At 70.9% G+C, this 23,487-nt stretch carries 17 protein-coding genes; 8 read left to right on the forward strand and 9 right to left on the reverse strand.

What is annotated here, in order from left to right:
- Window positions 1-2: 2 nt before the first annotated feature.
- Window positions 3-4,070, forward strand: a complete 4,068-nt coding sequence (locus tag L3i22_RS40710; protein WP_221322769.1) for a trypsin-like peptidase domain-containing protein — start codon at window positions 3-5, stop codon at window positions 4,068-4,070.
- Between the two features lie 166 nt (window positions 4,071-4,236).
- On the opposite strand, the gene glpK (L3i22_RS40715) is transcribed toward L3i22_RS40710, so the two are convergent.
- Both glpK (L3i22_RS40715) and L3i22_RS40720 read right to left on the reverse strand, forming a co-directional pair.
- Window positions 4,237-5,730: a glycerol kinase GlpK gene (gene glpK / locus L3i22_RS40715; protein ID WP_221322770.1), complete on the reverse strand. Its 1,494-nt coding sequence runs from the start codon at window positions 5,728-5,730 to the stop codon at window positions 4,237-4,239.
- Window positions 5,727-6,488 carry an IclR family transcriptional regulator gene (locus L3i22_RS40720; RefSeq protein ID WP_221322771.1) on the reverse strand — a complete coding sequence of 254 codons (762 nt, stop codon included), beginning with the start codon at window positions 6,486-6,488 and terminating at the stop codon, window positions 5,727-5,729. Before L3i22_RS40720 ends, glpK (L3i22_RS40715) begins: the two co-directional genes overlap by 4 nt.
- A gap of 109 nt (window positions 6,489-6,597) precedes the next feature.
- Here L3i22_RS40720 and glpK (L3i22_RS40725) point away from each other — a divergent pair, with 109 nt between their 5' ends.
- Window positions 6,598-8,061: a glycerol kinase GlpK gene (gene glpK / locus L3i22_RS40725; protein ID WP_221322772.1), complete on the forward strand. Its 1,464-nt coding sequence runs from the start codon at window positions 6,598-6,600 to the stop codon at window positions 8,059-8,061.
- A gap of 12 nt (window positions 8,062-8,073) precedes the next feature.
- Complete coding sequence (locus L3i22_RS40730; RefSeq protein WP_221322773.1) at window positions 8,074-9,789, forward strand: glycerol-3-phosphate dehydrogenase/oxidase; 1,716 nt, start codon at window positions 8,074-8,076, stop codon at window positions 9,787-9,789.
- A gap of 5 nt (window positions 9,790-9,794) precedes the next feature.
- Here L3i22_RS40730 and L3i22_RS40735 read toward each other — a convergent pair whose 3' ends face one another.
- Window positions 9,795-11,261 carry a GGDEF domain-containing protein gene (locus tag L3i22_RS40735; protein ID WP_221322774.1) on the reverse strand — a complete coding sequence of 489 codons (1,467 nt, stop codon included), beginning with the start codon at window positions 11,259-11,261 and terminating at the stop codon, window positions 9,795-9,797.
- A gap of 56 nt (window positions 11,262-11,317) precedes the next feature.
- On the opposite strand from L3i22_RS40735, the gene L3i22_RS40740 reads away from it, so the two are divergent.
- Window positions 11,318-12,094 (forward strand): NYN domain-containing protein, encoded by a 777-nt coding sequence (locus L3i22_RS40740; protein WP_221322775.1) that lies wholly within the window; start codon window positions 11,318-11,320, stop codon window positions 12,092-12,094.
- 22 nt (window positions 12,095-12,116) lie between these two features.
- Here L3i22_RS40740 and L3i22_RS40745 read toward each other — a convergent pair whose 3' ends face one another.
- Window positions 12,117-12,533, reverse strand: a complete 417-nt coding sequence (locus tag L3i22_RS40745; RefSeq protein WP_221322776.1) for a hypothetical protein — start codon at window positions 12,531-12,533, stop codon at window positions 12,117-12,119.
- Between the two features lie 25 nt (window positions 12,534-12,558).
- Window positions 12,559-13,149 (reverse strand): PilZ domain-containing protein, encoded by a 591-nt coding sequence (locus tag L3i22_RS40750; RefSeq protein WP_221322777.1) that lies wholly within the window; start codon window positions 13,147-13,149, stop codon window positions 12,559-12,561.
- A gap of 153 nt (window positions 13,150-13,302) precedes the next feature.
- On the opposite strand from L3i22_RS40750, the gene L3i22_RS40755 reads away from it, so the two are divergent.
- From L3i22_RS40755 to L3i22_RS40765, 3 genes are read left to right on the forward strand one after another with little or no spacing between them, the layout of a single operon-like run.
- The gene (locus L3i22_RS40755; RefSeq protein ID WP_221322778.1) at window positions 13,303-13,995 is read left to right on the forward strand and encodes a Panacea domain-containing protein; all 693 of its coding nucleotides are present in this window, start codon (window positions 13,303-13,305) and stop codon (window positions 13,993-13,995) included.
- Window positions 13,970-14,632 carry a hypothetical protein gene (locus tag L3i22_RS40760; RefSeq protein ID WP_221322779.1) on the forward strand — a complete coding sequence of 221 codons (663 nt, stop codon included), beginning with the start codon at window positions 13,970-13,972 and terminating at the stop codon, window positions 14,630-14,632. The genes L3i22_RS40755 and L3i22_RS40760 overlap by 26 nt, the downstream gene beginning before the upstream one ends.
- A gap of 46 nt (window positions 14,633-14,678) precedes the next feature.
- Complete coding sequence (locus L3i22_RS40765) at window positions 14,679-15,158, forward strand: phosphoribosyltransferase (protein ID WP_221322780.1); 480 nt, start codon at window positions 14,679-14,681, stop codon at window positions 15,156-15,158.
- Here the strand turns inward: L3i22_RS40765 and L3i22_RS40770 are convergent.
- Window positions 15,145-15,927, reverse strand: a complete 783-nt coding sequence (locus L3i22_RS40770) for a polysaccharide lyase family 7 protein (protein WP_221322781.1) — start codon at window positions 15,925-15,927, stop codon at window positions 15,145-15,147. The genes L3i22_RS40765 and L3i22_RS40770 overlap by 14 nt on opposite strands.
- Window positions 15,928-16,279: 352 nt before the next feature.
- Window positions 16,280-17,215: a hypothetical protein gene (locus L3i22_RS40775; protein ID WP_221322782.1), complete on the reverse strand. Its 936-nt coding sequence runs from the start codon at window positions 17,213-17,215 to the stop codon at window positions 16,280-16,282.
- 188 nt (window positions 17,216-17,403) lie between these two features.
- On the opposite strand from L3i22_RS40775, the gene L3i22_RS40780 reads away from it, so the two are divergent.
- On the forward strand, window positions 17,404-18,780 hold the full coding sequence (locus L3i22_RS40780) for a glucose-6-phosphate dehydrogenase (RefSeq protein ID WP_221322783.1): 1,377 nt from the start codon (window positions 17,404-17,406) through the stop codon (window positions 18,778-18,780).
- Between the two features lie 111 nt (window positions 18,781-18,891).
- Here L3i22_RS40780 and L3i22_RS40785 read toward each other — a convergent pair whose 3' ends face one another.
- Both L3i22_RS40785 and L3i22_RS40790 read right to left on the reverse strand, forming a co-directional pair.
- Entirely contained in the window at window positions 18,892-20,805 is a 1,914-nt protein-coding gene (locus tag L3i22_RS40785) for a potassium transporter Kup (RefSeq protein WP_221322784.1), read from the reverse strand.
- Between the two features lie 22 nt (window positions 20,806-20,827).
- Window positions 20,828-23,434, reverse strand: coding sequence for a LuxR family transcriptional regulator (locus L3i22_RS40790; RefSeq protein ID WP_221322785.1), 2,607 nt, complete (start codon window positions 23,432-23,434; stop codon window positions 20,828-20,830).
- Window positions 23,435-23,487 lie beyond the last annotated feature (53 nt).

Genomic DNA, 23,487 nt, shown 5'->3' on the forward strand with positions numbered 1-23,487 from the left:
CCGTGACTGAGCGACCAGCCGGTCCGATCGACAGCTGGACCACGGCGATCTATGTCGGCACGGAAGCGCAGCATCCGAAGGGCGCGGGCGTCGTCATCGACGTGCGTCGCGTGCTCACCTGCGCTCATGTGGTGAAGGGCGCGCGGCCGGAGGATGTGTCGGTAGCCTTCCCCAAGGCCGGCCTGCCGGCCGGGACACGCCATCGCGTGGTCAATATCGAAGTTGGCGGGCCTGCGGACATCGTCGATGTCGCGGTCCTCACCCTCGAGCAGCCCGTGCCTGCCGAGGTGGCGCCGGCACGGCTGCGGTGCCCCACAGCCACCGACCTTCTCGACGACCAGTGGTGGGCCTTCGGCTTTCCCGGAGGGGACGTGTTCGGAGACGAGGCGTTCGGCGTAGTAGGCGCTGGCCTGGCCTACGGCTGGGTGCGTCTCGACACCACATCGCGGTACGTGGTCGAGCCTGGGTTCAGTGGTGCCGGCATGTGGTCGACCGGGTATGAGGCAGTTGTCGGACTGGTCGGTCAGGCGCGGCCAACGGGTGACCACAAGGGTGATGCCAGAGCGCTGACGTTGCGGCAGGTCGACCTAGAACTCCCGGAACACAAGCTGGGCGACCTGGCCCGCTGGTCGGCCACCGCGGCTGGGGAGACGGCACTCGCGGCGTGGGGCTGGGCCCTCCCCCAGGACCCGGAGGCCGGGCGTCACTGGCGGCCGAGGGCTAGGGGTGTGAGCGTCGACAGCGAGCGGGGTCATCGCTTCAAGGGCCGCCGCCAGGCCCTGTCGGAGATCACGGCTTGGCTCGATCGACCGGCGTCCGACCGGCGCGTGCTGGTGGTCACCGGCTCGCCGGGCGTAGGGAAATCCGCCGTCCTGGGCAGAATAGTCACCACCGCCGACACGGAGATCCGTTCCGCCCTGCCGGTCGACGACGATGGTGTGAAGGCCACCCTGGGGTCGGTGGCATGCGCTGTACACGCCAAGGGCAAGACGGCGCTCGAGATCGCGGCAGAGATCGCACGGGCCGCGTCGGTTGTAATACCACAGCGCGTTGACGATCTACTCCCGGCGCTGCGGATTGTTTTGGAGGACCGCAGGCTCCGCTTCAACCTTGTCCTTGACGCGCTGGACGAGGCTGCCAGCCCGGGCGAGGCCCGGGCCGTCGTGAGCGGAATTGTGCTACCGCTTGCGCAAACGTGCGCGGATATCGGGGCCCAGGTGGTCGTGGGCACCCGTCGGCGCGACGATGAGGGCGATCTCTTACGTGCCTTCACCGACGCGACCACGATAATCGACCTCGACCAGCCCAGCTACTTCGCCGAGCGCGACCTCGTCGACTATGTACTGGCAACCCTGCAGATGGTCGGAGACGAACGGCACGATAACCCGTACGCCCGGGACGAGACGGCGAATTCGGTGGCCGAGCGGATAGCCTCGCTGGCTCGGCGCAACTTTCTGGTGGCCGGACTGGTCGCGCGTACACACGGGATGCACGATCAGAAACCGGTGGCGGTAGCCGAGCTGAACTTCACACCCACGGTCGACGCAGCGTTGGAAGGCTACGTGCAGCGGCTTCCGCAGGTCGGCACCGTCGGCGCGATGCAGGCGCTTACGATTCTCGCCTACGCCGAGGCCCCCGGTTTGCCGGTTTCGCTGTGGCGAATGGGCCTGGAGGCCTTCGGCACCACGGTCACCGACGACAAATTGATCTCTTTCGCACGCTCGTCCGCGGCGAACTTTCTCGTGGAAACCAGCGGCGGGCCGTCGACACCCACGTTCCGGCTCTTCCATCAGGCCCTCAACGATGCCCTCCTGCGCGCACGCGACGACCGGGCGTCCCGCGCCGAAGACCAGCGACGGCTGACGCGCCGGTGGGCCGCTTACGGCCGTTCGACCGGGTGGACATCAGCCGCACGCTACCTCCTGCGCACCTTGCCGGCACATGCAGACCAGGCCGACATGGTTGACGATCTACTCGTTGACCGCGACTACGTCGTTCGGGCCGACCTGCACCGGCTCGTACCGGTCAGCTCTCACGCGGTCTCCGAGGTGAGTGCTCGGCGGGCCCGCCTACTCCAGCTGACGCCGCACGCGGCCACCGCAGAGCCAGGCGTACGGGCCGCGATGTTCACCGTCACCGAGGCACTCGAGGATCTGGGAGACGACTTCCGTGACATGCCCGGCCTGCCCTATCGGGCGTTGTGGGCCGATGCCGTTCCCAGTATCGAACGCGCCGTCCTCGCCAGCCACACGGGCTTCGTTCTGGCCGTCTGCCGAGCCGACATCGGGGATCGGACGATGTTGGCCACCGCCGGATACGACTGCACCATTCGGCTTTGGGACACCGCTGCTGGACAGACCGAACTACTCCTGGACGGTCACGAGGGTCCGATTCGCGGAATCTGCGCCGCACAGGTCGACGGCGACCTACGGCTGATCTCTGCCTCCAACGACGGCACGGTGCGGATCTGGAACATCACCACCGGCAAGTCCGACCGTATCCTTCGTGGGCACGACGGGATCGTACGGGCGGTCTGTGCCGTTAACACTGGCCAGCATGACCTGGTCGTCTCCGCAGGCGACGACGGCACTGTCCGGGTGTGGAACGTGACGACCGACCAATACGAGTCCGTACTGCGCGGTCATGACGGACCTGTGACCGGTCTCTGCACGATTGCCGTCGGCGGCAACTCGTTCGTCGCCTCGGCGGGAGACGACGGCACCGTCCGGATATGGAGCTTGGGATTCGGCGCCGACAAAATGGTGCGCACCGGCCAAGGGCGACTACGCGCATTGTGCGCAGTCAATTTATCTGGCCGAGCACTACTCGCGACAGCCGGCACCGACCAAGACGTCCGACTCTGGGACGCGGTCACTCTTCAGCCTGCCGGAATCTTCTCCAACGAGACTCCTGGCATCCTCGGCGGCCTCTGCCAGATCCGGATCGGCAGCATCCCGCACCTGGCAGCGGCCGGCGACGATCATGTAATCCGGCTCTGGAGTCTCATCGACCACAGTCCTCCCCGTCATCTGAAGGGCCACACCGGTGCGGTGAATGCAGTCGCCGCGATATCCACGGGCGGTGTGGAGATACTCGCGTCCGGAAGCGGCGACCGCACGGTTCGCCTCTGGGACACAGAGGTGACCGAGGCCTCCTCTTCACGGGAGAGTTCGTCGACGGAGCTGCGCGGTATCAATGCCGTCTGCGCGGTGGGTCCTTCGCACAAAGGTCTTTTCGCAGTCGGCCACGCCAACGGCGACTTGGAGCTCCGAGACCGCCGAACGGGCACACCGACTACTAGGATCAGGTTCACGTCGGGCATTAGCACCCTCTTCCCCGTCGAGATCGATGGCCGCAACCTGATAGCCGTAGGCCTCGCCGACCGCAAGCTCGTCTTTTTCGACACTGAAACAGGAGATGAGCGCGATTCAGGCGCGCAATGTCCTCTTACCATGCGTGGTGAAATCTCGGCTTGCGCCGTTCTGGTCGGCGGACGGTTGCTGGTCGCCACTGCGAGGTGGTCCAGAGTCCACTTATGGGATCCGGTCGCTCGTCACGAGACGATTCTGACCGCTCAGGGCGCAAATTTGCTAGCGGTGATCTGCCCCGCCGGACCGGCAGAGAAACCGTTGTTGGCCGTCGGCGGCTCGGGCGACGGATATGTGTGGCTCTGGAATCCAGCAACGGGTGCGATGGTGCATCAACTGGATGGGGAAAGGCCTACAAGCGCGCTTTGCTCGCTTCACGCTGGTGGCCGCGACCTACTGGTATCTGGCGCGCTCGACGGCAGCATCCGGGTCTGGGACACCGCGAAAGGTGACTGTGTGGCCACCCTCGTCGGCCACACCAGCGGCGTCAGGGCGTTGTGCTCGATCAAGCACAAAGGGAAGCCGGCGATCGCGTCCGTGGGATACGACCGGATCCTGCGCCTGTGGGACCCGCTCACTGGATCGCAGCAAGCCGTCATCCCGATACACCATCCCGCATACGCCTGTATCCAGGTCGGCGACTCGCTGATCCTGGCCCTCAGCGCCGGTCTCCTGGGCCTCCAGACCGACCTCCAAACCTAGTCTTGTCTTAACCTTCATGCGGTTCTGCCTGCTGTTTCACGGTGTTGTGATTGGACAGAGAGGCGGCCTTCGGACTCACCTCGCCTGTATGCCGGACACCGCCTGGCAATAAACGGACACCGCCAGATTCCTCCCAACGGCAACCACATGGCCGATGCCAACCGCGTCAGTGTGGATAACCGGTTTCCTCACTGAAGAAGACGGCCGCGGCGACGGCGCGGCGCCAGGTCGCGTGGCCGGCCGCGCGGTCGGCCGGCGACATCTTCGGGGCCCAGCCCGCCGCCCGGTGCCGGTTGCCGCGCAGGTCACGCAGGTCCGACCAGTAACCGACGGCCAGCCCGGCCGCGTACGCCGCGCCCAGTGACACCGTCTCGGCGACCATCGGGCGGGACACCGGCACGTCGAGGACGTCCGCCACGATCTGCATCAGCAGGTTGTCCGCGGTCATCCCGCCGTCGACATTCAGCGCGCTCAGCGCCAGCCCCGAGTCCGCGTTCATCGCGTCGACCACGTCGCGGGTCTGCCAGGCGGTCGCCTCGAGGACCGCGCGGGCCAGGTGCGCCTTGGTGATGTACGAGGTCAGCCCGACGATCACCCCGCGCGTGTCGCTGCGCCAGTGCGGGGCGAACAGGCCGGCGAACGCGGGCACGATGTAGCACCCGCCGTTGTCCGCGACGCTCGCCGCCAGCGTCTCGATCTCGGCCGGGGTGCCGATCAGCCCGAGCCCGTCGCGCATCCACTGGACCAGCGAGCCGGTGATCGCGATCGATCCCTCCAACGCGAAGACCGGGGCCGCGGCGCCGATCCGGTAGCCGACCGTGGTGATCAACCCGTGGGTCGAGCGGACCGGTTCGGTTCCGGTGTTGAGAAGAAGAAAACCGCCTGTTCCGTACGTACATTTCGCGTCCCCGGGCGCAAAGCACGTCTGCCCGAACAGCGCCGCCTGCTGGTCCCCGATCGCCGCGGCGATCGGCACCCCGTCCAGCGCGGTCCCGTAGATCTCCGCCGACGAGCGAATGGCCGGCAGCATCGCGGCCGGAATGCCGAACAGTGCCAGCAGTTCCGGGTCCCATTCCAGGGTCGCCAGGTTCATCAGCTGGGTGCGGCTGGCATTTGTCACGTCGGTCACGTGCAGCCCGCCGGTCAGATTCCAGATCAGCCAGCTGTCCATCGTGCCGAACAGGATCTCGCCGCGTTCGGCGCGAGTCCGCAGCCCGGGAAGGTTCGCCAGCAGCCATTGCACCTTGGTGGCGGAGAAATAGGTGGCCGCCGGAAGCCCGGTTTTCGCCCGCAGCATTTCCGAGTCGAGCGCGGCCACCGCCGGCGCGGTCCGGGTGTCCTGCCAGACGATCGCGGGCGCGACCGGCTTTCCGGTGGCCCGGTCCCACAGGACCACGGTCTCGCGCTGGTTGGCGATGCCGATCGCGGCGATCCGGTCCGCGGTCAGGCCCGCGTCGTGCAGTGCCCGGCTGATGAGTTTGGGCACGTCACGCCAGATCCGCGCGGCGTCGTGCTCGACCCAGCCGGGCTGCGGGTAGGACTGCGGATGTTCCGCGCGGGCCACCGCGACGACGGTGGCCCGCCGGTCGAAGACGATGCACCGGGTCGACGTGGTGCCCTGGTCGATCGCCAGGATGTAGCGGTCGGCCCGGGAGGTCACGGCTCGACCAGGGCGCGGGAGATCGAGCGGGCGGCGGCCACGACGTAGTCGACCAGGGCGGGGCGGGCCTGCCGCCGGGTGTCGCAGAGCCGCTCGACCGGCCCGCTGATCCCGATCGCGCCGGCGACGAGGCCGCCGAACGTGCGCAGTGGCGCGGCGATCCCGGCGCGGCCGGCCTGCCATTCCTCGACCGATAGAGACCAGCCCTGGGCGCGGGTCTCGGTGAGCGCACGGGTGAGGGCTTGCCGGGTGGTCACGGTCCTTCGGGTGTACGCCGTCAGCCCGCCCGCGGCAACGTCGTCCGCGGCCGCGGCCTGGTAGGCGAGCAGCACCTTGCCCAGCGCGGTGGCGTGCGCGGGCACGACGCTGCCGGTGTCCATCGACTGGGCCGAGTCGTCCGGGCGGAACACGTGGTGCACGACCAGCACGCCCTGCTCGCGCAGCGCGCCGACGTGCACCTCCTCGCCGCTGCGCGAGGCCAGCGTGTCGGCCCAGTTCAGCGCGCGGGCGCGCAGCTCGTTGGCGTCCAGGCCGGTGGAGCCGAGGTCGAGCAGCCCGCGGCCCAGCCGGTAGCGGGCGGTGCGCGGGTCCTGCTCGGCGAAACCGATGTGTGTCAACGTACGCAAAATGCTCTGTGCCGTTGATTTTGGCAGGCCGAGGGCGTCGGCGATCTCCTTGACCCGCAGCCGGCCGGGGCCGGTGGCGAGCAGGCGCAGGACCGCCGAGGACCGTTCGATGGACTGGATCAGGCCGGGCATCGTGCGACATTGTCGCACGCTCGGCGTTGCCGCGGGCGATTTCGCTTCCTAACGTCGCGGCCAGAGCGCAAACAACAGCAAGCACTCGGCGCGGGCAGAGGAGGACAACGTGGCGGACTTCGTCGGCGCGATCGATCAGGGGACCACCAGCTCGCGCTTCATGATCTTCGACCGGAACGGATCAGAGATCGCCCGGCGCCAGGTCGAGCACCGGCAGCTGCTGCCGGCGGCCGGCCGGGTCGAGCACGACGCGCGCGAGATCTGGGAGAACGTCCGCAAGACGATGGACGCGGCGCTGGCCGACGCCGGTCTGGTCGCGGCCGACCTGGCGGCGATCGGGATCGCGAACCAGCGGGAGACGGTCGTGCTCTGGGAGCGCGCCACCGGCGAGCCGGTCGCCCCGGCGATCGTCTGGCAGGACACCCGGACCGCCGCCGATCTCAAGGATCTGGACGCGGAACTGCTGCGCGAACGGACCGGACTGCCGCCGGCCACGTATTTCTCCGCGACGAAAGTGCGCTGGCTGCTCGACGATCAGCCCGGGCTGCGGAAAAGAGCCGAACGCGGCGAGGTGCTGTTCGGGACGATCGACAGCTGGCTGATCTGGAATCTGACCGGCGGCGGGCTGCACATCACCGACGTGACAAATGCCAGCCGCACCCAGCTGATGAATCTGGCGACCCTGGAATGGGACCCGGAACTGCTGGCGCTGTTCGACATCCCGGCCGCGATGCTGCCGGCCATTCGCTCCTCGGCGGAGGTCTACGGCGAGGCGCTGGGCACGGTTCCGCTGGCCGCGGCGATCGGGGATCAGCAGGCGGCGCTGTTCGGGCAGACGTGCTTTGCGCCCGGGGACGCGAAATGTACGTACGGGACAGGGAATTTTGTTCTTCTCAACACCGGAACCACGCCGGTGCGCTCGACGCACGGTCTGCTGACCACCGTCGCCTACAAATTCAAGAACCAATTGCCGGTGTACGCCCTGGAGGGCTCCGTCGCGGCGAGCGGCTCGGCGATCCAGTGGCTGCGCGACCAGCTCGGCATCCTGGACAGCGCGGCGGACAGCGAGACCCTGGCCGCCAGCGTCGAGGACAGCGCCGGGGTGTGCTTCGTGCCGGCGTTCTCCGGTCTGTTCGCGCCCTACTGGCGGCCGGACGCGCGGGCCGCGATCGTCGGGCTGTCCCGGTTCCACACCGCCGCGCACATCACCCGGGCCGCGCTCGAGGCGATCTGCCACCAGACCCGCGACGTGGTCGTGGCGATGGCCCGCGACTCCGGCACCGAACTCGACTGTCTGCAGGTGGACGGCGGGGTGACCGCGAACGCGCTGTGCATGCAGCTGCAGGCCGACATCCTCGGCGTGCCGGTCCGCCGGCCGGCGGTCGCCGAGACCACGGCGCTCGGCGCGGCCTACGCGGCCGGGCTGGCCGTCGGGTTCTGGCGCTCCGAGGACGAGCTGCGCGCCCACCGCCGGGAGGCGCGGGTCTGGCAGCCGACGTGGCCGGCCGCACGACGTACCGAATCCATCGACCGCTGGAACAAGGCCGTCAGCCGCACCCTCGACTGGGTCTAGGAAGGATCTGTCATGAACACCGGAAAGATCTCATCGCAGTCGCGCGCGGCCGCCCTGACGGCCATGGCAAGTGAAGAGCTCGACGTGCTGGTGGTCGGCGCCGGCGTGGTCGGGGCGGGCGCGGCCCTGGACGCGGCGACCCGCGGCCTGAGCGTCGGCCTGCTGGAGGCTCGGGACTTCGCCAGCGGCACGTCCAGCCGGTCCAGCAAGCTGATCCACGGCGGCCTGCGCTACCTGGAGATGCTCGACTTCGCGCTGGTCCGGGAGGCGCTCAAGGAACGCGGCCTGCTGATCAACCGGCTCGCCCCGCACCTGGTCCGGCCGGTGCCGTTCCTCTACCCGCTGCAGCACCGCGCGTGGGAGCGGCTCTACGTGGGCGCCGGCATCGCGCTCTACGACACCCTGGCGCTGGCCGGCAGCGGCGGCGTGGGCGTGCCGATGCACCGGCACCTGAGCCGGACCGAGGCGCTGCGGGCGTTCCCGTCGCTGCGGCCGGAGTCGCTGGTCGGCGCGATCCGCTACTACGACGCGCAGGTCGACGACGCGCGGCACACCATGTTCCTGGTCCGCACGGCCGCCGCCAACGGCGCGCAGGTGGCCTCGCGCACCGAGGTCGTCGGCTTCCTGCGGGAGGACCGCCGGGTGGTCGGGGTCCGGGCCCGCGACGCCGAGACCGGGCAGGAGATCGAGATCCGGGCGCGCACCGTGATCAACGCGACCGGTGTGTGGACCGGGGACAGCCAGGCGCTGCTCGACGGCGAGCGCGGCCAGTTCCGGATCACCGCCAGCAAGGGCATCCACATCGTGGTGCCGCGCGAGAAGATCGCCGGGCACACCGGGATGATCCTGCGGACCGAGAAGAGCGTGCTGTTCGTGATCCCGTGGGACCACCACTGGATCATCGGCACCACCGACACCAAGTGGGAGCTGGACAAGGCGCACCCGGCGGCGTCCCGGGCCGACGTCGACTACCTGCTCGACGAGGTCAACAAGACCCTGGCCACGCCGCTGACCAGGGAAGACGTTCAGGGCGTGTACGCCGGACTGCGCCCGCTGCTGTCGGCGCAGGCGGACAGCACGGCCAAGCTGTCGCGCGAGCACGCGGTCGGCACGCCGGCGCCCGGGATGGTGGTGGTCGCCGGCGGCAAGTACACGACGTACCGGGTGATGGCCAAGGACGCGGTGGACGCCGCGGTCGGACAGCTGGACACCCGGGTGCCGGCGTCGTGCACCGAGCACGTGCCGCTGCTCGGCGCGGACGGCTACCGCGCGGCGTGGAACCGGCGGGCGCAGCTGGCCCGGGCCCACAAGCTGCCGGTGTTCCGGATCGAGCACCTGCTGCGCCGCTACGGGACGATGCTCGACGAGGTGCTGGCGCTGGTCGCGGCCGACCCGGTGCTCGGCGAGCCGCTGGACGGGGCGTCCGGGTATCTCAAGGCCGAGGTCGTCTACGCGGCCAGCCACGAAGGGGCCCGGCATCTCGAGGACGTGCTGACCCGCCGTACCCGGATCTCGATCGAAACGCCGGACCGCGGCGTCGCCGCGGCCCGGACCACCGCGCGGTTGATCGCCGGCCACCTCGGCTGGGACGACGCCGACGCCGAGCGGGAGATCGACCTGTACGAGGCCCGGGTGGTCGCCGAGCTCGCCGCCCAGGAACAGCCGGACGACGAGAGCGCCGACGCCACCCGCCGCAAGGCCGGCGACGTCGCGCCGCTGGCCGCCTGAGCCCCTCAGACGGGCACCGCGGCGGCGCGGCGGCCGGGGCGGGTGGACTTGATCGCGTACATCGACTCGTCCGCCCGCCGCAGCAGCGCGTCCACCGACACATCGCCCGGCTCGCGCAGGCCCACCCCGACGCTCGCGCCGATGCGCACCTGGTGGCCGAGGATCAGGAACGGCTCGGCCAGCCGCTCGGTCAGCCGCCGGCCCAGCTCCTCGGCCTCGGACCGGTCGGTCACACCGGGCATCAGCACGGCGAACTCGTCGCCGCCGAGGCGGGCCACCAGATCCGGCTCCCGGGTCTCGGCCCGCAGCAGCCGGCCGACCTCGACCAGCAGCGCGTCCCCGGCGGCGTGCCCGTGCCGGTCGTTGACCGGCTTGAAGCCGTCCAGGTCCAGGTAGAGCACGGCGAGCGGGCCGTCGTCGGCGGCCTCGGCGCTGTCCACGAACAGCGCACGGTTGGCCAGCCCGGTCAGCGGGTCGTGGTAGGCGAGATGGTGCAGCTCGCTCTCCCGGTCCCGCAGCTGGGCGACCACCCGGTGCAGGTCCCGGCTGAGCGCGGTGTTGTCCCGCAGCGCCACCATCTGCCGGGCCAGCACCAGCAGGATCACCGCGCCGAGCAGCATCGACGGGAACGCGGTGAGCCGCTGCCCGGAGGCGAGCAGGTCGGCGGCGGCCAGGATCGCCACCGCCAGCGGCGCGTACGGCATCCAGACCAGGATCGGCACGCTCTGCTCCGGGCGCTGCCGGGTCGCCGGCGCCCGGCGCGCGGCCAGCGCGATCAGGACGAACCCGGCGACCCAGCCGGTGTCGATCGGATCGCCGCAGGTGTAGGTGCTGTGCTGGTTGAGGTAGGCGAACCCGAGGTCGCCCACGCTGAGCGCGAGCGCGGCGGCCAGGATCAGCGCGGCCGTGGCCCGGTAGCCGGCCGCGGCCCGCGGCAGCAGGATCAGCGCGACCGCGGCCAGCAGCACGTCACTGAGCGGGTAGGCCAGCGACACCGCCTTGGCACCCGCGGTCAGGTTGCCCGCCCGGTACACCGGCTCGAGGACGAACGCCCAGCTCAGGAACAGCAGGGAGCCGGCGATGACGAGCCCGTCCAGCATCACCCGCAGCAGGCCGCGGCGCACCCCGAGGACCGCCACCATGCCGGCGACGGCGCCCGGCACCATCAGCAGGAAGCCGAAGTCGCCCAGGTTCGGGAACGGGGCGTGGCCCTGCCGGAACGTGACGTAGAACGCCCACACCGACTCGCCGAACGCCCAGCCGACCATGCCGAGCGCGAGGGCCGACCAGCCGTACCGGGCCCGCCCGGCGCACCGGCGCGCGGTGCCGGCGGCACTGGCCGCGGCGATCAGCGCGGAGAGGATCAGCACGCCGACGCTCAGGTTCGTGGCGGCCTGCGAACCCGACGGCAACACCCGCAACGCGATGAAGTGCCCGGCGACCAGGGCAACCCCGAGGAGAATGGCTCGCATCCCTTCGACCTTCGAGGGCTTCGGTTGCGGAACGGGTGTGGGTAAGGTCGTTTTCGATGAGTATCAGCAGTAGTGAGAGCAGCGCCGCGCGCCTGGCGGTGCTCGTCGACGCGGACAACGCCCAGCCGGCGATCGTCGAGGGGTTGCTGGCCGAGGTCGCCAAGTACGGGACGGCGCACGTCAAGCGCGCCTACGGCGACTGGACCGGGACGAACCTGCGCGGCTGGAAGGAGCACCTGCTCGCGTACAGCATCCAGCCGATCCAGCAGTTCGCGTACACCACCGGCAAGAACGCCACCGACGCGGCGATGGTGATCGACGCGATGGACCTGCTCTACTCCGGGCGCCTCGACGGATTCTGCATCGTCTCCAGTGACAGCGACTTCACCCGGCTGGCCGCGCGGATCCGGGAGTCCGGCCTGATCGTGTACGGCTTCGGCGAGCGCAAGACCCCGAAACCGTTCGTGGCGGCGTGCGACAAGTTCATCTACACCGAGAACCTGACCGCCCCGCACAGCCCGGCCGAGCCCGCCGACGCGCCCGCGGAGACCCGCACCCCGCTCTCCGGCGCCCGCCTGAAGTCGGACAGCGCGCTGGTCAACAAGCTCCGCAACGCGGTCGAGGCGGCCTCCGACGACGACGGCTGGGCGTCGCTGGCCGCGGCCGGCCACATCCTGATCAAGCAGAGCCCGGACTTCGACTCGCGGAACTGGGGCTACACCAAGCTCAGCGACCTGCTCGCGGCCACCGGGCTGTTCGAGTCGGAACGCCGCCCCACCGAGAAGGGCAAGACCGCGGTCATCTACGTCCGCGACCGCCGCCGCCGCTCCTGACCCCACCGCAGGTCCGCGCGGGTCACACCCGCCGCGGATCGCTGTGATCGCTGTGGCCGGTGTCCCGGTTCTGCCGGAGGCCGTCGAGGCGGGCCTGGGCGCGCTCGACCGCGGCCCGGGACCGCTCCAGGAACGCGTTGCTGCGGTCCAGCCGGGCGACCTCGCGGGCGAACGCGTCCTCGATTCCCTCGATCGGGTCGGGCTGCTCCGGCAGGACCGTCGACGCCCGCTGGTCGAGCACCCGCTCGCGGGCCACCTGCAGCGACTCCCGCTCGTTCGCCCGGGCCTCGCGCTGGTCGGCCGCCAGCAGCTGCTCGTCGAGGAGCTGCTCGCGGATCAGAACCAGACGCTCGCGCTCGGCGAGCGCCTGCTCGCGCAGGAGCAGGGCTTCCTCCCGGAGCTCCAGCTGCCGGTTGTCGAAGAAGAAGTCGGGAGGCACCACCCGATGATAGAAAGCGTTCCGGTCAGCGCGAAAGCACGTAGGCGGCAAGTGCCTTCGCGTCGCCCGCGTCGATCCACTCGAAGGTGCCGCGCAGCTGATCGGAGCGCTGGTCGACGGTAGCGACGGCGGCGGTCATCTCCCCCCAGGGCATCGTGACGTGCAGCAGGGTGCGCAGGATCGCACTGGGCAGGTGCGGCCGGCCGTCGTCGGCGGTGGCCCGCAGCAGCAGGCCACTGGTGGAGACGTCCTGCACGTGCCCGGCGACGGCGACCAGGCGCTCGGTGTCGCCGGTGTCGACCTGCGCGGTGCCGGACGCCGGATAGGAGCCGGGCCGGCGGGGCGAGTCGCGCCGCTGGACGACGCCGGTCGGGCTGTCGCCGAGCACAGTCATCAGGCCACCCCGCAGCTCCGCCTCGACCCAGGCGACGCCGGCGCTGCTGGTCAGCTCGAGGATGCCGTAGCGCCGGACGCCGGGCTCGTCGAGGCTGAGCACCGGCAGGGGTGGCAGGTCGGCGATGAAGGGCGCTTTCACCTCGGCGAGGCAGACCAGCGGGATCGCCTCCATCCCCTGGCAGCGCAGCGTGAGCGTGCTTCCGGCGGATACGGTGATCATCGTCTCCTCCTTGACTCTCCTCTGACGTTCTCACGCACAGCGGCTCCGCTGGGCCGGTTGCCGCAGACCGCACCGGATCAGCCCCTCGTGGGACGGTGACGGTCGGCTGTCGTCGTTAGGATCGGTGGTACGCCGACGGAGGGGAGGCCGGCCTTGCCGAACAACGCACACGACGTGGCGGCATCCGTGCTGGCTTTCGTCGGCCCGATGGAGGCCATGCGGCTGCAGAAACTCGTCTACTACAGCCAGGCGTGGCACCTCGCGCTCCTCGACGAGCCGCTCTTCACCGACACCATCCAGGCCTGGCGCGACGGTCCGGTCACGATGACGCTCTGGGACCAGCATCGCGGCCAGCGCACCGTCAGCAGTTGGCCGGCCGGCGACCCGGCACGCCTGAACGCCGCCGGCGCCCGGGTGGTGGAGTTGGTGTGCCAGGTCTACGGCGCGCTGTCCGGGGATGACCTTTCCGAACTGACGCACAACGAGCTTCCGTGGCGGGTCGCCCGTCAGGGGCTGCCCGATCATCAGCCCAGCCGGTCGACCATCCAGCCGGAGGAGATGAAGCGCTTCTACCGCCGGCGCTCCCTGGCCGGTCTACGGGTGGCCGACCTCGTCTCGGGCGCGCTCGAAGGCATTGCCGATCCGGAGATCAGCGCCGCCGAACGGAGTCAGATCCTGGCCGACATCCGCGCCGAGGCACGTCGCAGCGTCCCGGAAGAGCCGGATGACGCCACGCCGATCGTCTCCGTGGTCGGCACGGACTGCAGGCACGAGCAGCCGCCGCGGGTCGCGGCACGGATCGACCGGGAGCGCCCCCAGCGTGGCAGTGCAGCGCAGCGCGGCTGAACCCGACCTGCACACGGTCGTCTTCGACGTCAACATCCTGCTGGATGTCGCGGATCTGCTCGGGCCACCGTTCGCCTGGGAGAAATTCCGGGACACCGCGGCCCGGGAGAGCCGGTCACCCGTCCCCCACCCGACGGACAGACGCGTCGACAGTCTGCGGGCCGTCGCCCTGACCACGAGTGGCCGGTTCGCGGGACCGGAACTGCTGCAGGTCTGGACCTCTGATCACATCGACAGGTTGGTTGTCGCCAAGGCCACCCAGCCTCGTCATGGCGCGACCGCGGAGACCCGTGGTCTCGGCTGGTCCGCCGAGCACGCCGACGGTCTGCTGCACGACTTCGTCTATGACCTCGTGTTCGACATGACCGGTGGCGGTCGCATCGAGATCCTGGCGGTGGACGGGCATCCGCCACTCGACCACGAGGACGCCTGCGTGTTCACCACCGCGCTGCAGGCCGCCGACGACGCGGCTCCGCCGTCGATCAAGTACTGCGTGACCCGGGACCGCGCCTTCCGGCGGGCGCCGAATCTCCACCCCGATGTGTTGATCTTGCATCCGGACGAGTTCGTCATGCTGGTCCGGCGCTCACGTGGCGCCCTGGCCACAAGGAAGATGCGCCCCCCGTTCCTGCCGTGACGCGGTTGTTAGGGTTTGCCGCAAGATCGTCGGGACGGGGAGTGGGATGACCGAGCGGGAGACGCTGACCTGGGAGGCCTTCGGCCGGGTGGGGCGGGAGCTGGCGCAGGCGATCGCGGACGACGGCTTCCGGCCGGACCTGATCCTGGCGGTGGCCCGCGGCGGACTGTTCGCCGCCGGGTCGATCGGCTACGCGCTGGACGTGAAGAACACCCACCTGATCAACGTCGAGTTCTACACCGGGGTCGACGAGCGCCTGGACCTGCCGGTGATGCTGTCCCCGGTGCCGGACGCCGACGCGCTCAACGGCGCGCGCGTGCTGATCGTCGACGACGTGGCCGACACCGGGGCCACACTGAAACTGGTCCGGGACTTCTGCGCGGGGCACGCGGCCGAGGTGCGGACCGCGGTGATCTACGAGAAGTCGCAGTCCGAGGTGCAGTGCGATTTCGTGTGGGCCCGCACCGACAAGTGGATCAACTTTCCCTGGTCGAGCGAGCCCACCATCAGCGTCAGGAGTGCTTGACGGTCAGGCTGTAGAACTTGACCTTCGCGCCGTTGCTGGTGCTCTCCGAGGACGACTGGTTGTACGAGCCGGCCTTGAAGTACTGCTTGTACGGGTTGAACGAGGACGGGATCGAGTAACTGGTCTTCGTCCCGTTCACGGTCAGGTTGATGGTGTTGCCGGTGACGTTGATGACGTAGGTCCACTTCACGCCGAGCGCCACGTTGCCCACCAGGTGCAGGGTCTGCCCGCCGTCGGGCGAGTTCTCGGTGCCGAGGTAGATGTCGCCGTTGGGCCGGTAGTAGAGCTCCAGCAGCGGCTTGGTCGACGAGCCGCCGGAGCCCAGGTGCACCTGGCCGACGCAGACGTTCTTGGTCACCGAGACGATGCGCAGCTGGGCGGTGAGCGTGTGGTTGCCGGACAGGGTCCAGTCGGCGGCGCTGCCGTTGGTGTTCATCTCGCGGAACTCGGAGCGGGCGTAGTTGGAGTTCGGGGTGGTCACGCCCTTCTCCGGCGCCCAGAACGTCATCGAGCCGTCGTTCTTGTCGGTCCAGAAGTAGGCCGGGTTGCTGTAGCCGGTGGGGCCCTTGAGCTGCGCCGGCGAGATGGTGTCCGGCTTGCCGGGCGAGCCGGTGGGCAGCTGCAGCTGCCAGACCGACAGGTCGAAGTTCCCGCCGGGCGGCAGCGTCGGGTCGAGGGTGGCCGCGGACGCCGCGGTGATGCCGGCGACGCCCAGGCCGGTGACCACGACTGCGGAGAGAGCGACCGCGAGGAAGGTGCGTTTACGCATGTGGGGACCTCGATACGGGTGAGTGAGGGGCTTGCCGCGGGGGAATTGGCAAGTTGATTGCCAATAAATCAGGCGGCGTATGCCCGGTCAATCGATCGGCGAGGGTCAAACCCTTAAACAACCTTAAATATCGCCGTACGGCGATGAGCGCGCCCGTCATGTTGACGTGTTGACTCGACATGACGCAGTCAACGTGTTGAGTTGCCGCGTCCGTCAAGTGCAGTCAACAGTCCAGTCAACACGTCAACATGACAACGCGACGCCGACCCGGATCAAGTGATCCGAGCCGGCGTCGTGTCGATGGTCAGCGTCCGACGGACGTCAGCCGACGGTCGTCAGCGTCCGACGGACGTCAGCCGGCGATCGTCACGCCGAAGTTGGCGATGTTGGCCGAGTCGGTCTGGCCGGGGCCGCCGTTGAGGGTGAAGCGGACGATGCCGGGAGCCTGCGCCCCGGCCGTCGCCTCCGCGGGGGCGGTCACGGTCACGTCGTACGTCTGGGTCTCGCCCTCGGCGATCCGGCTGAAGATCAGGCAGCCCTCGGTGTTGTAGTCGGCCGGCACCGGGAAGTCGGTGCTCCCGCCGACGCACGGGCCCTCCGGCGTGATCCGCGGCCACGGGTCGAGCGTGTTCGGGGTGGCGACGTCGAAGTTGAGGTCGTGCTGCTTGGCGTCACCATCGCTGTGCAGGGTGACCGTGCTGTGCCCGGCGAACGTGCCGTCCTCCTGCCGGGTCAGCGTCGCGTCGGTCGCGGTGACGCTGAGCTTGGCGACGGTGTCCTGCACGTACGGACGGGGGTTGGTGGTCTTGCCCTTGGTCGAGCGGAAGACCGCGCCGAACGACGCCGTCTTGCCGGCCACCTCGACGGTGCCGAGCTCGGGCGCGATCTGGGCGTAGGGCTGCGGCTTGGCCGTCGACTTGAAGGCGAGCGTGATGACGCTGGTCGTGCCCGGCTGGACGGCGCTGGACAGCGAGCAGGACTGGATGTCCCGGTGGTCGGCCGTCTCGGCCAGGCCGCACGCCTCGGCGCCGACCTGGTTGACCCAGTCGAACGTGCCGGCGATCGGCTCGGTGAGGATGATCCCGCCGTTGTACGGCTCGGCCGTGGTGTTCTTGACCAGTACCTGGACGCTGCCGGTGTGGCCGTAGGGAGCGCCGGGATCGAGGATCAGGCGGTTGACGCTGACCGAAATCTTGCCGGCCGGTGCGGCCTGGGCGGCGACGCCACCGCCGAGAACGACGGATCCGGCGGCGAGGGCGACGACGCCCGCACGCATGAGTGTGCGCATGTTGAACTGCTCCTTATCGAAAACCCCGTGTGCCGGGTGAGCCCCGGCCGATCGACTGGGATCAACCTATTGACGGGTGGGACCCGACTCCCGGCGCGATCGTCCTATGTGGCACAAACCCGGGAGACAGTTCACACACGTACCGAAAACGTGTTTTGACCTTGGGTTTGATCGGGCAAGCTCGGCGCATGACGAACGACGGCTCCGCGCAAACGCTGCTGATCCTGGGCGCCTCCGGCGACCTGACCGCGCGACTGCTGCTGCCCGGGCTGGGCGCGCTGCTCGCGACCGGGGACGCGCCGCCGTTGACCCTGCTCGGCGCCGGCATCGACGACTGGGACGCCGAGCACTGGCGCAAGCGGGTCAGCGACGCGTTCGGGGAGCACCGCGACGCCGGGCAGGCCGCGCCGACCCTGGCCGGGACGCGGTACCGCAGCGCCGACGTGACCAAGGCCGACGACCTGCGCGCGCTGCTGGCGGACGCGGACGGCACCGTGTCGATCTTCTTCGCGCTGCCGCCGGCGATCACCGCGAAGGCGTGCGAGGCGCTGCTGGACGTGCAGCTCCCGGAGGGCACCCGGCTGGTGCTGGAGAAGCCGTTCGGGACCGGTGCCTCGTCGGCGGCGGCGCTGAACCGGCTGCTCACCCGGCTCGCGCCGGAGGAGAAGATACACCGGATCGACCACTTCCTCGGCAAGTCGACCGTGCTGAACATTCTCGGACTCCGGTTCGCCAACCGGATCTTCGAGCCGCTGCTCGGCTCGGAGCACGTGGAGAGCGTCGACATCGTCTTCGACGAGGATCTCGCGCTGGAGGGGCGGGCCGGGTACTACGACAAGGCCGGCGCGCTCGCCGACATGATCCAGAGCCACCTGCTGCAGATCCTCGCGCTGCTCACGATGGAGGCGCCGCAGTCGCTGGACCCGCAGGTGTTCCGGGACGCGACCGCCGAGGCGCTGCGGTCCACCCGGCTCTGGGGCGGGGATCCGGCGGCGTCCAGCCTGCGGGCCCGCTACAGCGCGGGGTCGTTGAACGGGCGGGATCTGCCGGCGTACACGCAGGAGAAGGACGTCGACCCGGCGCGGGAGACCGAGACGCTCGCCGAGCTGGTGCTGGCCGTCGACACGTGGCGCTGGGCGGGCGTGCCGTTCCGGCTGCGCTCCGGCAAGGCGGTCGCGAACAGCCGCAAGGAAGCGGTGGTCACGTTCAAGGAGCCGCAGCGGCTGCCGGACGGGCTGCACGGGCCGGACGGGCCGAACCGGCTGCGGATCGGTTTCGGACCGGACCGGCTCGAGCTGGACTTCACCGTCAACGGGCCGGGCGATCCGTTCACCCTGGACCCGATCACGCTGCGGGCCGACTTCGGTCCGGGAGAGCTTCCGCCGTACGGCGAGGTCCTGCGCGGCGTGTTCGAGGACGATCCGCTGCTGTCCGTGCGCGGCGACACCGCCGAGCAGTGCTGGCGCATCGTCGAGCCGGTCACCAAGGCCTGGCACGACGGGGGGGTGCCGATCGTGGAGTACCCGGCGGGCAGCGCCGGCCCGTCGAACTCCCTGCTGAGCTAGCCGGCTTCCCAGGCGGCGCCCGCCGCTGCTCACGGCAGCGGAGGCCGCCTGGCAAGCACACCCTGACCAGCAGGAACCGCAAGCAGCGGCAACAACCGAGAGCAGAGCGGGTCAGACCTCGATGTGCGAGCCCATGATGACGGTCCGGTCGCGGGGCAGGCGGAAGTGTTCGGCGGCGTCCGCGGTCAGGTACGACGTCGCGATGAACAGGCGTTTGCGCCAGGCCGCCATGGTCGGCGCGCTCCCCCGGCGCAGCTCGATCTTGGAGAGGAAGAACGACGCCTGGTCGATCTGCAGGCGGCCCTCGGTGCTCTCGTCGTCGAGGGTGCGCAGGGCGGGCAGCAGGTCCGGGGTCTCGGCGTAGCCGAAGCGCACCGTCACGTGGATGATCCCGTCGTCGGCGAAGCCCAGGCCGTCGACGACGGTCCGGCACTCGCCGGGCGCGATCCGCGGCACCGTCTCGATCTTGATGGCGCAGATCAGCACGTGCTCGTGGCGCACGTGGTTGTGCTCGACGTTGGCCCGCAGTGCCAGCGGCGCGGACTCGATGCCCCGGTTGAGGAAGACCGCCGTGCCGCCGACCTGGACCGTCCGGTCCGGGTCCGCCCGCAGCCCGGCGACGAAGTCGCGCAGCGAGCCCTCGTGCCGCCCGCGCTCCGCGGTGATCACCGCCCGGCCGCGCTGCCAGGTGGTCATGATGGTGAACGCGGTGAGCGCGATGAGCAGCGGCAGCCAGGCGCCGTGCACCAGCTTGGTCAGGTTCGCGCCGACGAACAGCAGGTCGACCAGGAGCAGGGCGGCCGCACCGGCGCCGAGCAGCCACGGCGGGGTGCGCCAGGTGTCCCGGGCGACCCGGAAGAACAGCAGCGTGGTGATGGTGATCGTGCCGGTCGCGGCCATCCCGTAGGCGTAGGCGAGCGCGGCCGACGAGCGGAACGCGAAGACCAGGGTGAGCACCGAGAACAGCAGCAGCCAGTTGATGAACGGGACGTAGATCTGCCCGATCGACGAGTCGGAGGTGTGCGCGATCCGCAGCCGGGGCAGGTAGCCGAGTTGCGCGGCCTGTGAGGTGACCGAGAACGCCCCGGTGATCACCGCCTGGGACGCGATCACCGTGGCCGCGGTGGCCAGCAGCACCAGCGGCAGCCGCGCCCACGCCGGCGCCAGCAGGAAGAACGGGCCGCTGAGGTTGGCGTGGTCGTCGAGGATCAGCGCGCCCTGCCCGAGGTAGCTGAGCACGCAGGCGGGCAGCGCCAGGAACAACCAGCCACGGCTGATCGCCTTGCGCCCGAAATGGCCCATGTCGGCGTACAGCGCCTCGGCGCCGGTCACCGCGAGCACGATCGCGGCCAGCGAGAAGAAGGCAATACCGAAATGCCCGAGCAAAAACCCGATGGCGTACGTCGGGGACAGCGCCCGCAGAATCCCGGGATGTCGCACGATCCCGCCGACGCCGAGCGCGCCGATCACCGTGAACCAGGTGACCATGATCGGGCCGAAGACCCGCCCGACCGCCGCCGTGCCGTGCCGCTGCACCAGGAACAGCAGCAGGATGATCACCGCGGTGCCGGGAACCACGAAGTCGCCCAGCGACGGCTCGACGATCCGCAGCCCCTCGACCGCGGAGAGCACCGAGATGGCCGGCGTGATCATGCTGTCGCCGAAGAACAGGGCGGCCCCGAAGATGCCGAGCGCGGCCAGCGCCATCGTGGTCCGCCGGGTGCGCTGGGCGCCGGCCCGGCGCAGCAGCGTGATCAGCGCCATGATGCCGCCCTCGCCGTCGTTGTCGGCGTGCAGGGCGAGCAGGATGTAGGTGACGGTCACGATGATCATCACGGACCAGAAGATCAGCGAGACGACGCCGTAGACGTTGTCGCTGCTCACCGGGACCGGGTGCGGATCCTCCGGGTTGAACACGGTCTGCAACGTGTAGATCGGGCTGGTCCCGATGTCGCCGAACACGACACCCAGCGCGCCGACCACCACGCCCAGACAGACTCGGTCACCCGCTGCGGCCCCGGACACATGATCGAGCCTACGGCCGCCGTCACCGCTCCGGGACGAGATCGCGCAGCTGGTGCCGCCCGGCGACGCCGAGCTTCGGATACGACCGGTACAGGTGCGACGCGACCGTGCGCGGGGACAGGAACAGCCGGTCGGCGATCTCCGCGTTGGTCAGACCGCGGGCGGCCAGCACGACGATCTCGCGCTGCTGGGTGGTCAGCCCGGCCAGCTTGTCCGGGGCGGCCGGCGCGGCGGCCACGCCACACGCGCGCAACTCCGCCTCGGCCCGCCGCGCCCACGGCGCCGCCCGCAGCCGCTGGAACGTCTCCAGGGCCTCGGCCAGCACCGGCTTGGCGTCGTTGATCCGGCGCTCGCGGCGCAGCCGTTCCCCCTGGTCGAGCCGGAGCTGGGCATGCTCGAACGGCCACTGCTCACCGGCCGGCTCCGGCTCGCCGATCGCCTCGCCGAGCAGGCCGCGGGCGCGGGCGGCGAGCTGCCGCAGCCGGGGGCTCGCCGCGGCGTCGAGGGGTGCCAGCGCCGGCCGCGGGAACGGGCGGCCGGTGCGGACCGCGGCCGCCGCCAGGTCGGCGATCCCCAGATACGACACCCGGTGGTGCAGTGGCTCGCCGTCGTCGTCGAACAGGTGCCGGAGCTGGGCGTACGCCGCCGGATAGGCGCCCCGGGCGAACGCCGCCAGACCCGCCACGTGCCGGGCCCGGGCGGTCGCCGCGCGGTACTCCATCGCGTCGGCGTTCGCCAGGTGCGCGCCCACCTCGACGTCCTCGCCGCGCAGCGCCCGCACCGCGGCGACGCACAGGTCGGCAGAGGCCGCGACGGGATCCATCCGGTACGCCGCCGCCGCGTCCCGCGCCTCCCGGGCCACCGAGAGCGCCTCGTCCCAGCGGCCGCTGTCGAAGCACGCCCACGGCAGCGCGGTCAGCACCCCGCCGCTGCCGCCACGCATCCCCGGCTCCCGCAGCCCGGCCAGGGCCTGGCGCAGCAGCCGCACGGCCAGGTCGGTCTCCTCCAGCAGCCACGCGGCCGAGCCGACCAGGGTCCGGTCCCGCGGCCCGGCGACCGCGATCCGGTGCAGCTCGGCGCGGGTCGAGGCGTGCTCGCCGGGCGCCTCGGCGCAGGCCCGCACCCACAGCCGCGCCTCGTCGCCGCCCGGCCCGGGCATCCGGTCGAGGGCGCGCAGCACCGCGCCGCGGTCGCCGGGTGTGCCGGAGCGGTGCGCGAGGGTCGCCGCGAACGCGAGCGCCGACCAGGCCGTGGCCGGCGCGGCGGCACCGGCCACCGACAGCAGGGTGTCCAGGGCGGTGGCGTGCTCACCGGACCAGACCTGCGCCCAGCCGATCCGCTGCCGGGCGGCGAGCCGCTGAGCCGGCTCGGCGGCGGACCGGGTCAGCACCCGGCCGGCCAGGTCACGGACCCAGTCGCCCTGGCCGGCGGCCTGCGCGTGACCGGCCGCGGCCAGCAGCCGGCGCACCTGATCGGTCTCGGACGGGCTCAGCGCGGCGGCCCGCTCCAGGACCCGGGCCGCCGCGGCCGCGCCACCGCGGCGTCGGGCGTGCGCGGCGCTCTCCTCGAGGCGGGCCGCGACCGTCTCGTCCGGTGCGCCGGCGGCGGCCGCGAGGTGCCACGCGTACCGGTCGGGCTGGTCGCGCACCGTCTCGGCGACCCGCCGGTGGGCCGCGGCCCGCTCCGCGAACGGGACCGCGTGGTAGACGGCCGCCCTGGTCAGCGGGTGGGTGAAGTGCAGTCCGGCGGCGTCGATCCGGATCAGCCCGGCCCGTTCGGCCGGGGCCGGCCGGTCCGGGCCGGTCACCCGGGCCGCCACCTCGGGACTGTCGGCGACCGCGGCCAGCAGCAGCGTGTCGCGGACCGGGCCGGGCAGCGCCTCGAACCGGACGGCCAGCAGCGCGGTGAGCCGGTCGGTGAGCGGGAGCGGCTCGGCGGCCCAGCGACGGGCGGCGGCCGGGTCGGCGGCGAGCGCCGCGGACAGCTCGATCAGGGCCAGCGGGTTGCCCGCGGCCTGGGCCAGGACCTGCTCCCGGGCCGGGCCGTAGGGCGGCGCCGGTTGCGCGTCGAGCAGCCGGCCGGCGTCCGCCGGGTCGAGCGGCTCGAGCCGGGTCCCGGGCAGGCCCGGCCCGAGCCCGGCCGGGTCCCGGGTGGCCAGCAGCACCACGATCGGCTCCAGTTCCAGGCGCCGGGCCGCGAAGGTCAGCGCGCCCAGCGACGCCGCGTCCAGCCACTGCGCGTCGTCGACGGTGACCAGCAGCGGGCCGTCCTCGGCCAGCGCGGCCAGCAGGGTGAGCACGGCCAGCCCGGTCAGCAGCGCGTCCGCCGGCACCGGGTCGTCGGTCAGCGCGAACGCGCCGAGCAGCGCCCGGGCCTGCCGCCCGGGCAGCGCCGGCACCCGGTCGAGGACCGGCCGCAGCAACTGGTGCAGCCCGGCGAAGGCCAGGTCCTGTTCGGACTCCCGGCCGGTCACCGCGAGCGTGCGCATCGCCGCGGATCGGGCCACACCGGTCAGCACCGCGGTCTTGCCCAGCCCCGGATCGCCGATCAGGACGTGCACGTGGGCGCGGCGCGGCGGCGGGTCGACCAGGGCGCGCAGGCGGGCGAGCTCCCGCTCCCGGCCGATCATCAGCGCCTCCGGGAGGTAGTGCAGTCAACATGCCGATACCGGCGCCGGTGCCC

Source organism: Actinoplanes sp. L3-i22, from assembly GCF_019704555.1.
Classification (GTDB): Bacteria; Actinomycetota; Actinomycetes; order Mycobacteriales; family Micromonosporaceae; genus Actinoplanes.

Bases quoted from the DNA above. Each gene is read 5' to 3' on its own strand.
- L3i22_RS40720 (WP_221322771.1), bottom strand. From the start codon at position 6,488: ATGCCCGGCCTGATCCAGTCCATCGAACGGTCCTCGGCGGTCCTGCGC.
- L3i22_RS40730 (WP_221322773.1), top strand. From the start codon at position 8,074: ATGAACACCGGAAAGATCTCATCGCAGTCGCGCGCGGCCGCCCTGACG.
- L3i22_RS40735 (WP_221322774.1), bottom strand. From the start codon at position 11,261: ATGCGAGCCATTCTCCTCGGGGTTGCCCTGGTCGCCGGGCACTTCATC.
- L3i22_RS40740 (WP_221322775.1), top strand. From the start codon at position 11,318: ATGAGTATCAGCAGTAGTGAGAGCAGCGCCGCGCGCCTGGCGGTGCTC.
- L3i22_RS40750 (WP_221322777.1), bottom strand. From the start codon at position 13,149: ATGATCACCGTATCCGCCGGAAGCACGCTCACGCTGCGCTGCCAGGGG.
- L3i22_RS40765 (WP_221322780.1), top strand. From the start codon at position 14,679: ATGACCGAGCGGGAGACGCTGACCTGGGAGGCCTTCGGCCGGGTGGGG.
- L3i22_RS40770 (WP_221322781.1), bottom strand. From the start codon at position 15,927: ATGCGTAAACGCACCTTCCTCGCGGTCGCTCTCTCCGCAGTCGTGGTC.
- L3i22_RS40775 (WP_221322782.1), bottom strand. From the start codon at position 17,215: ATGCGCACACTCATGCGTGCGGGCGTCGTCGCCCTCGCCGCCGGATCC.
- L3i22_RS40780 (WP_221322783.1), top strand. From the start codon at position 17,404: ATGACGAACGACGGCTCCGCGCAAACGCTGCTGATCCTGGGCGCCTCC.
- L3i22_RS40790 (WP_221322785.1), bottom strand. From the start codon at position 23,434: ATGATCGGCCGGGAGCGGGAGCTCGCCCGCCTGCGCGCCCTGGTCGAC.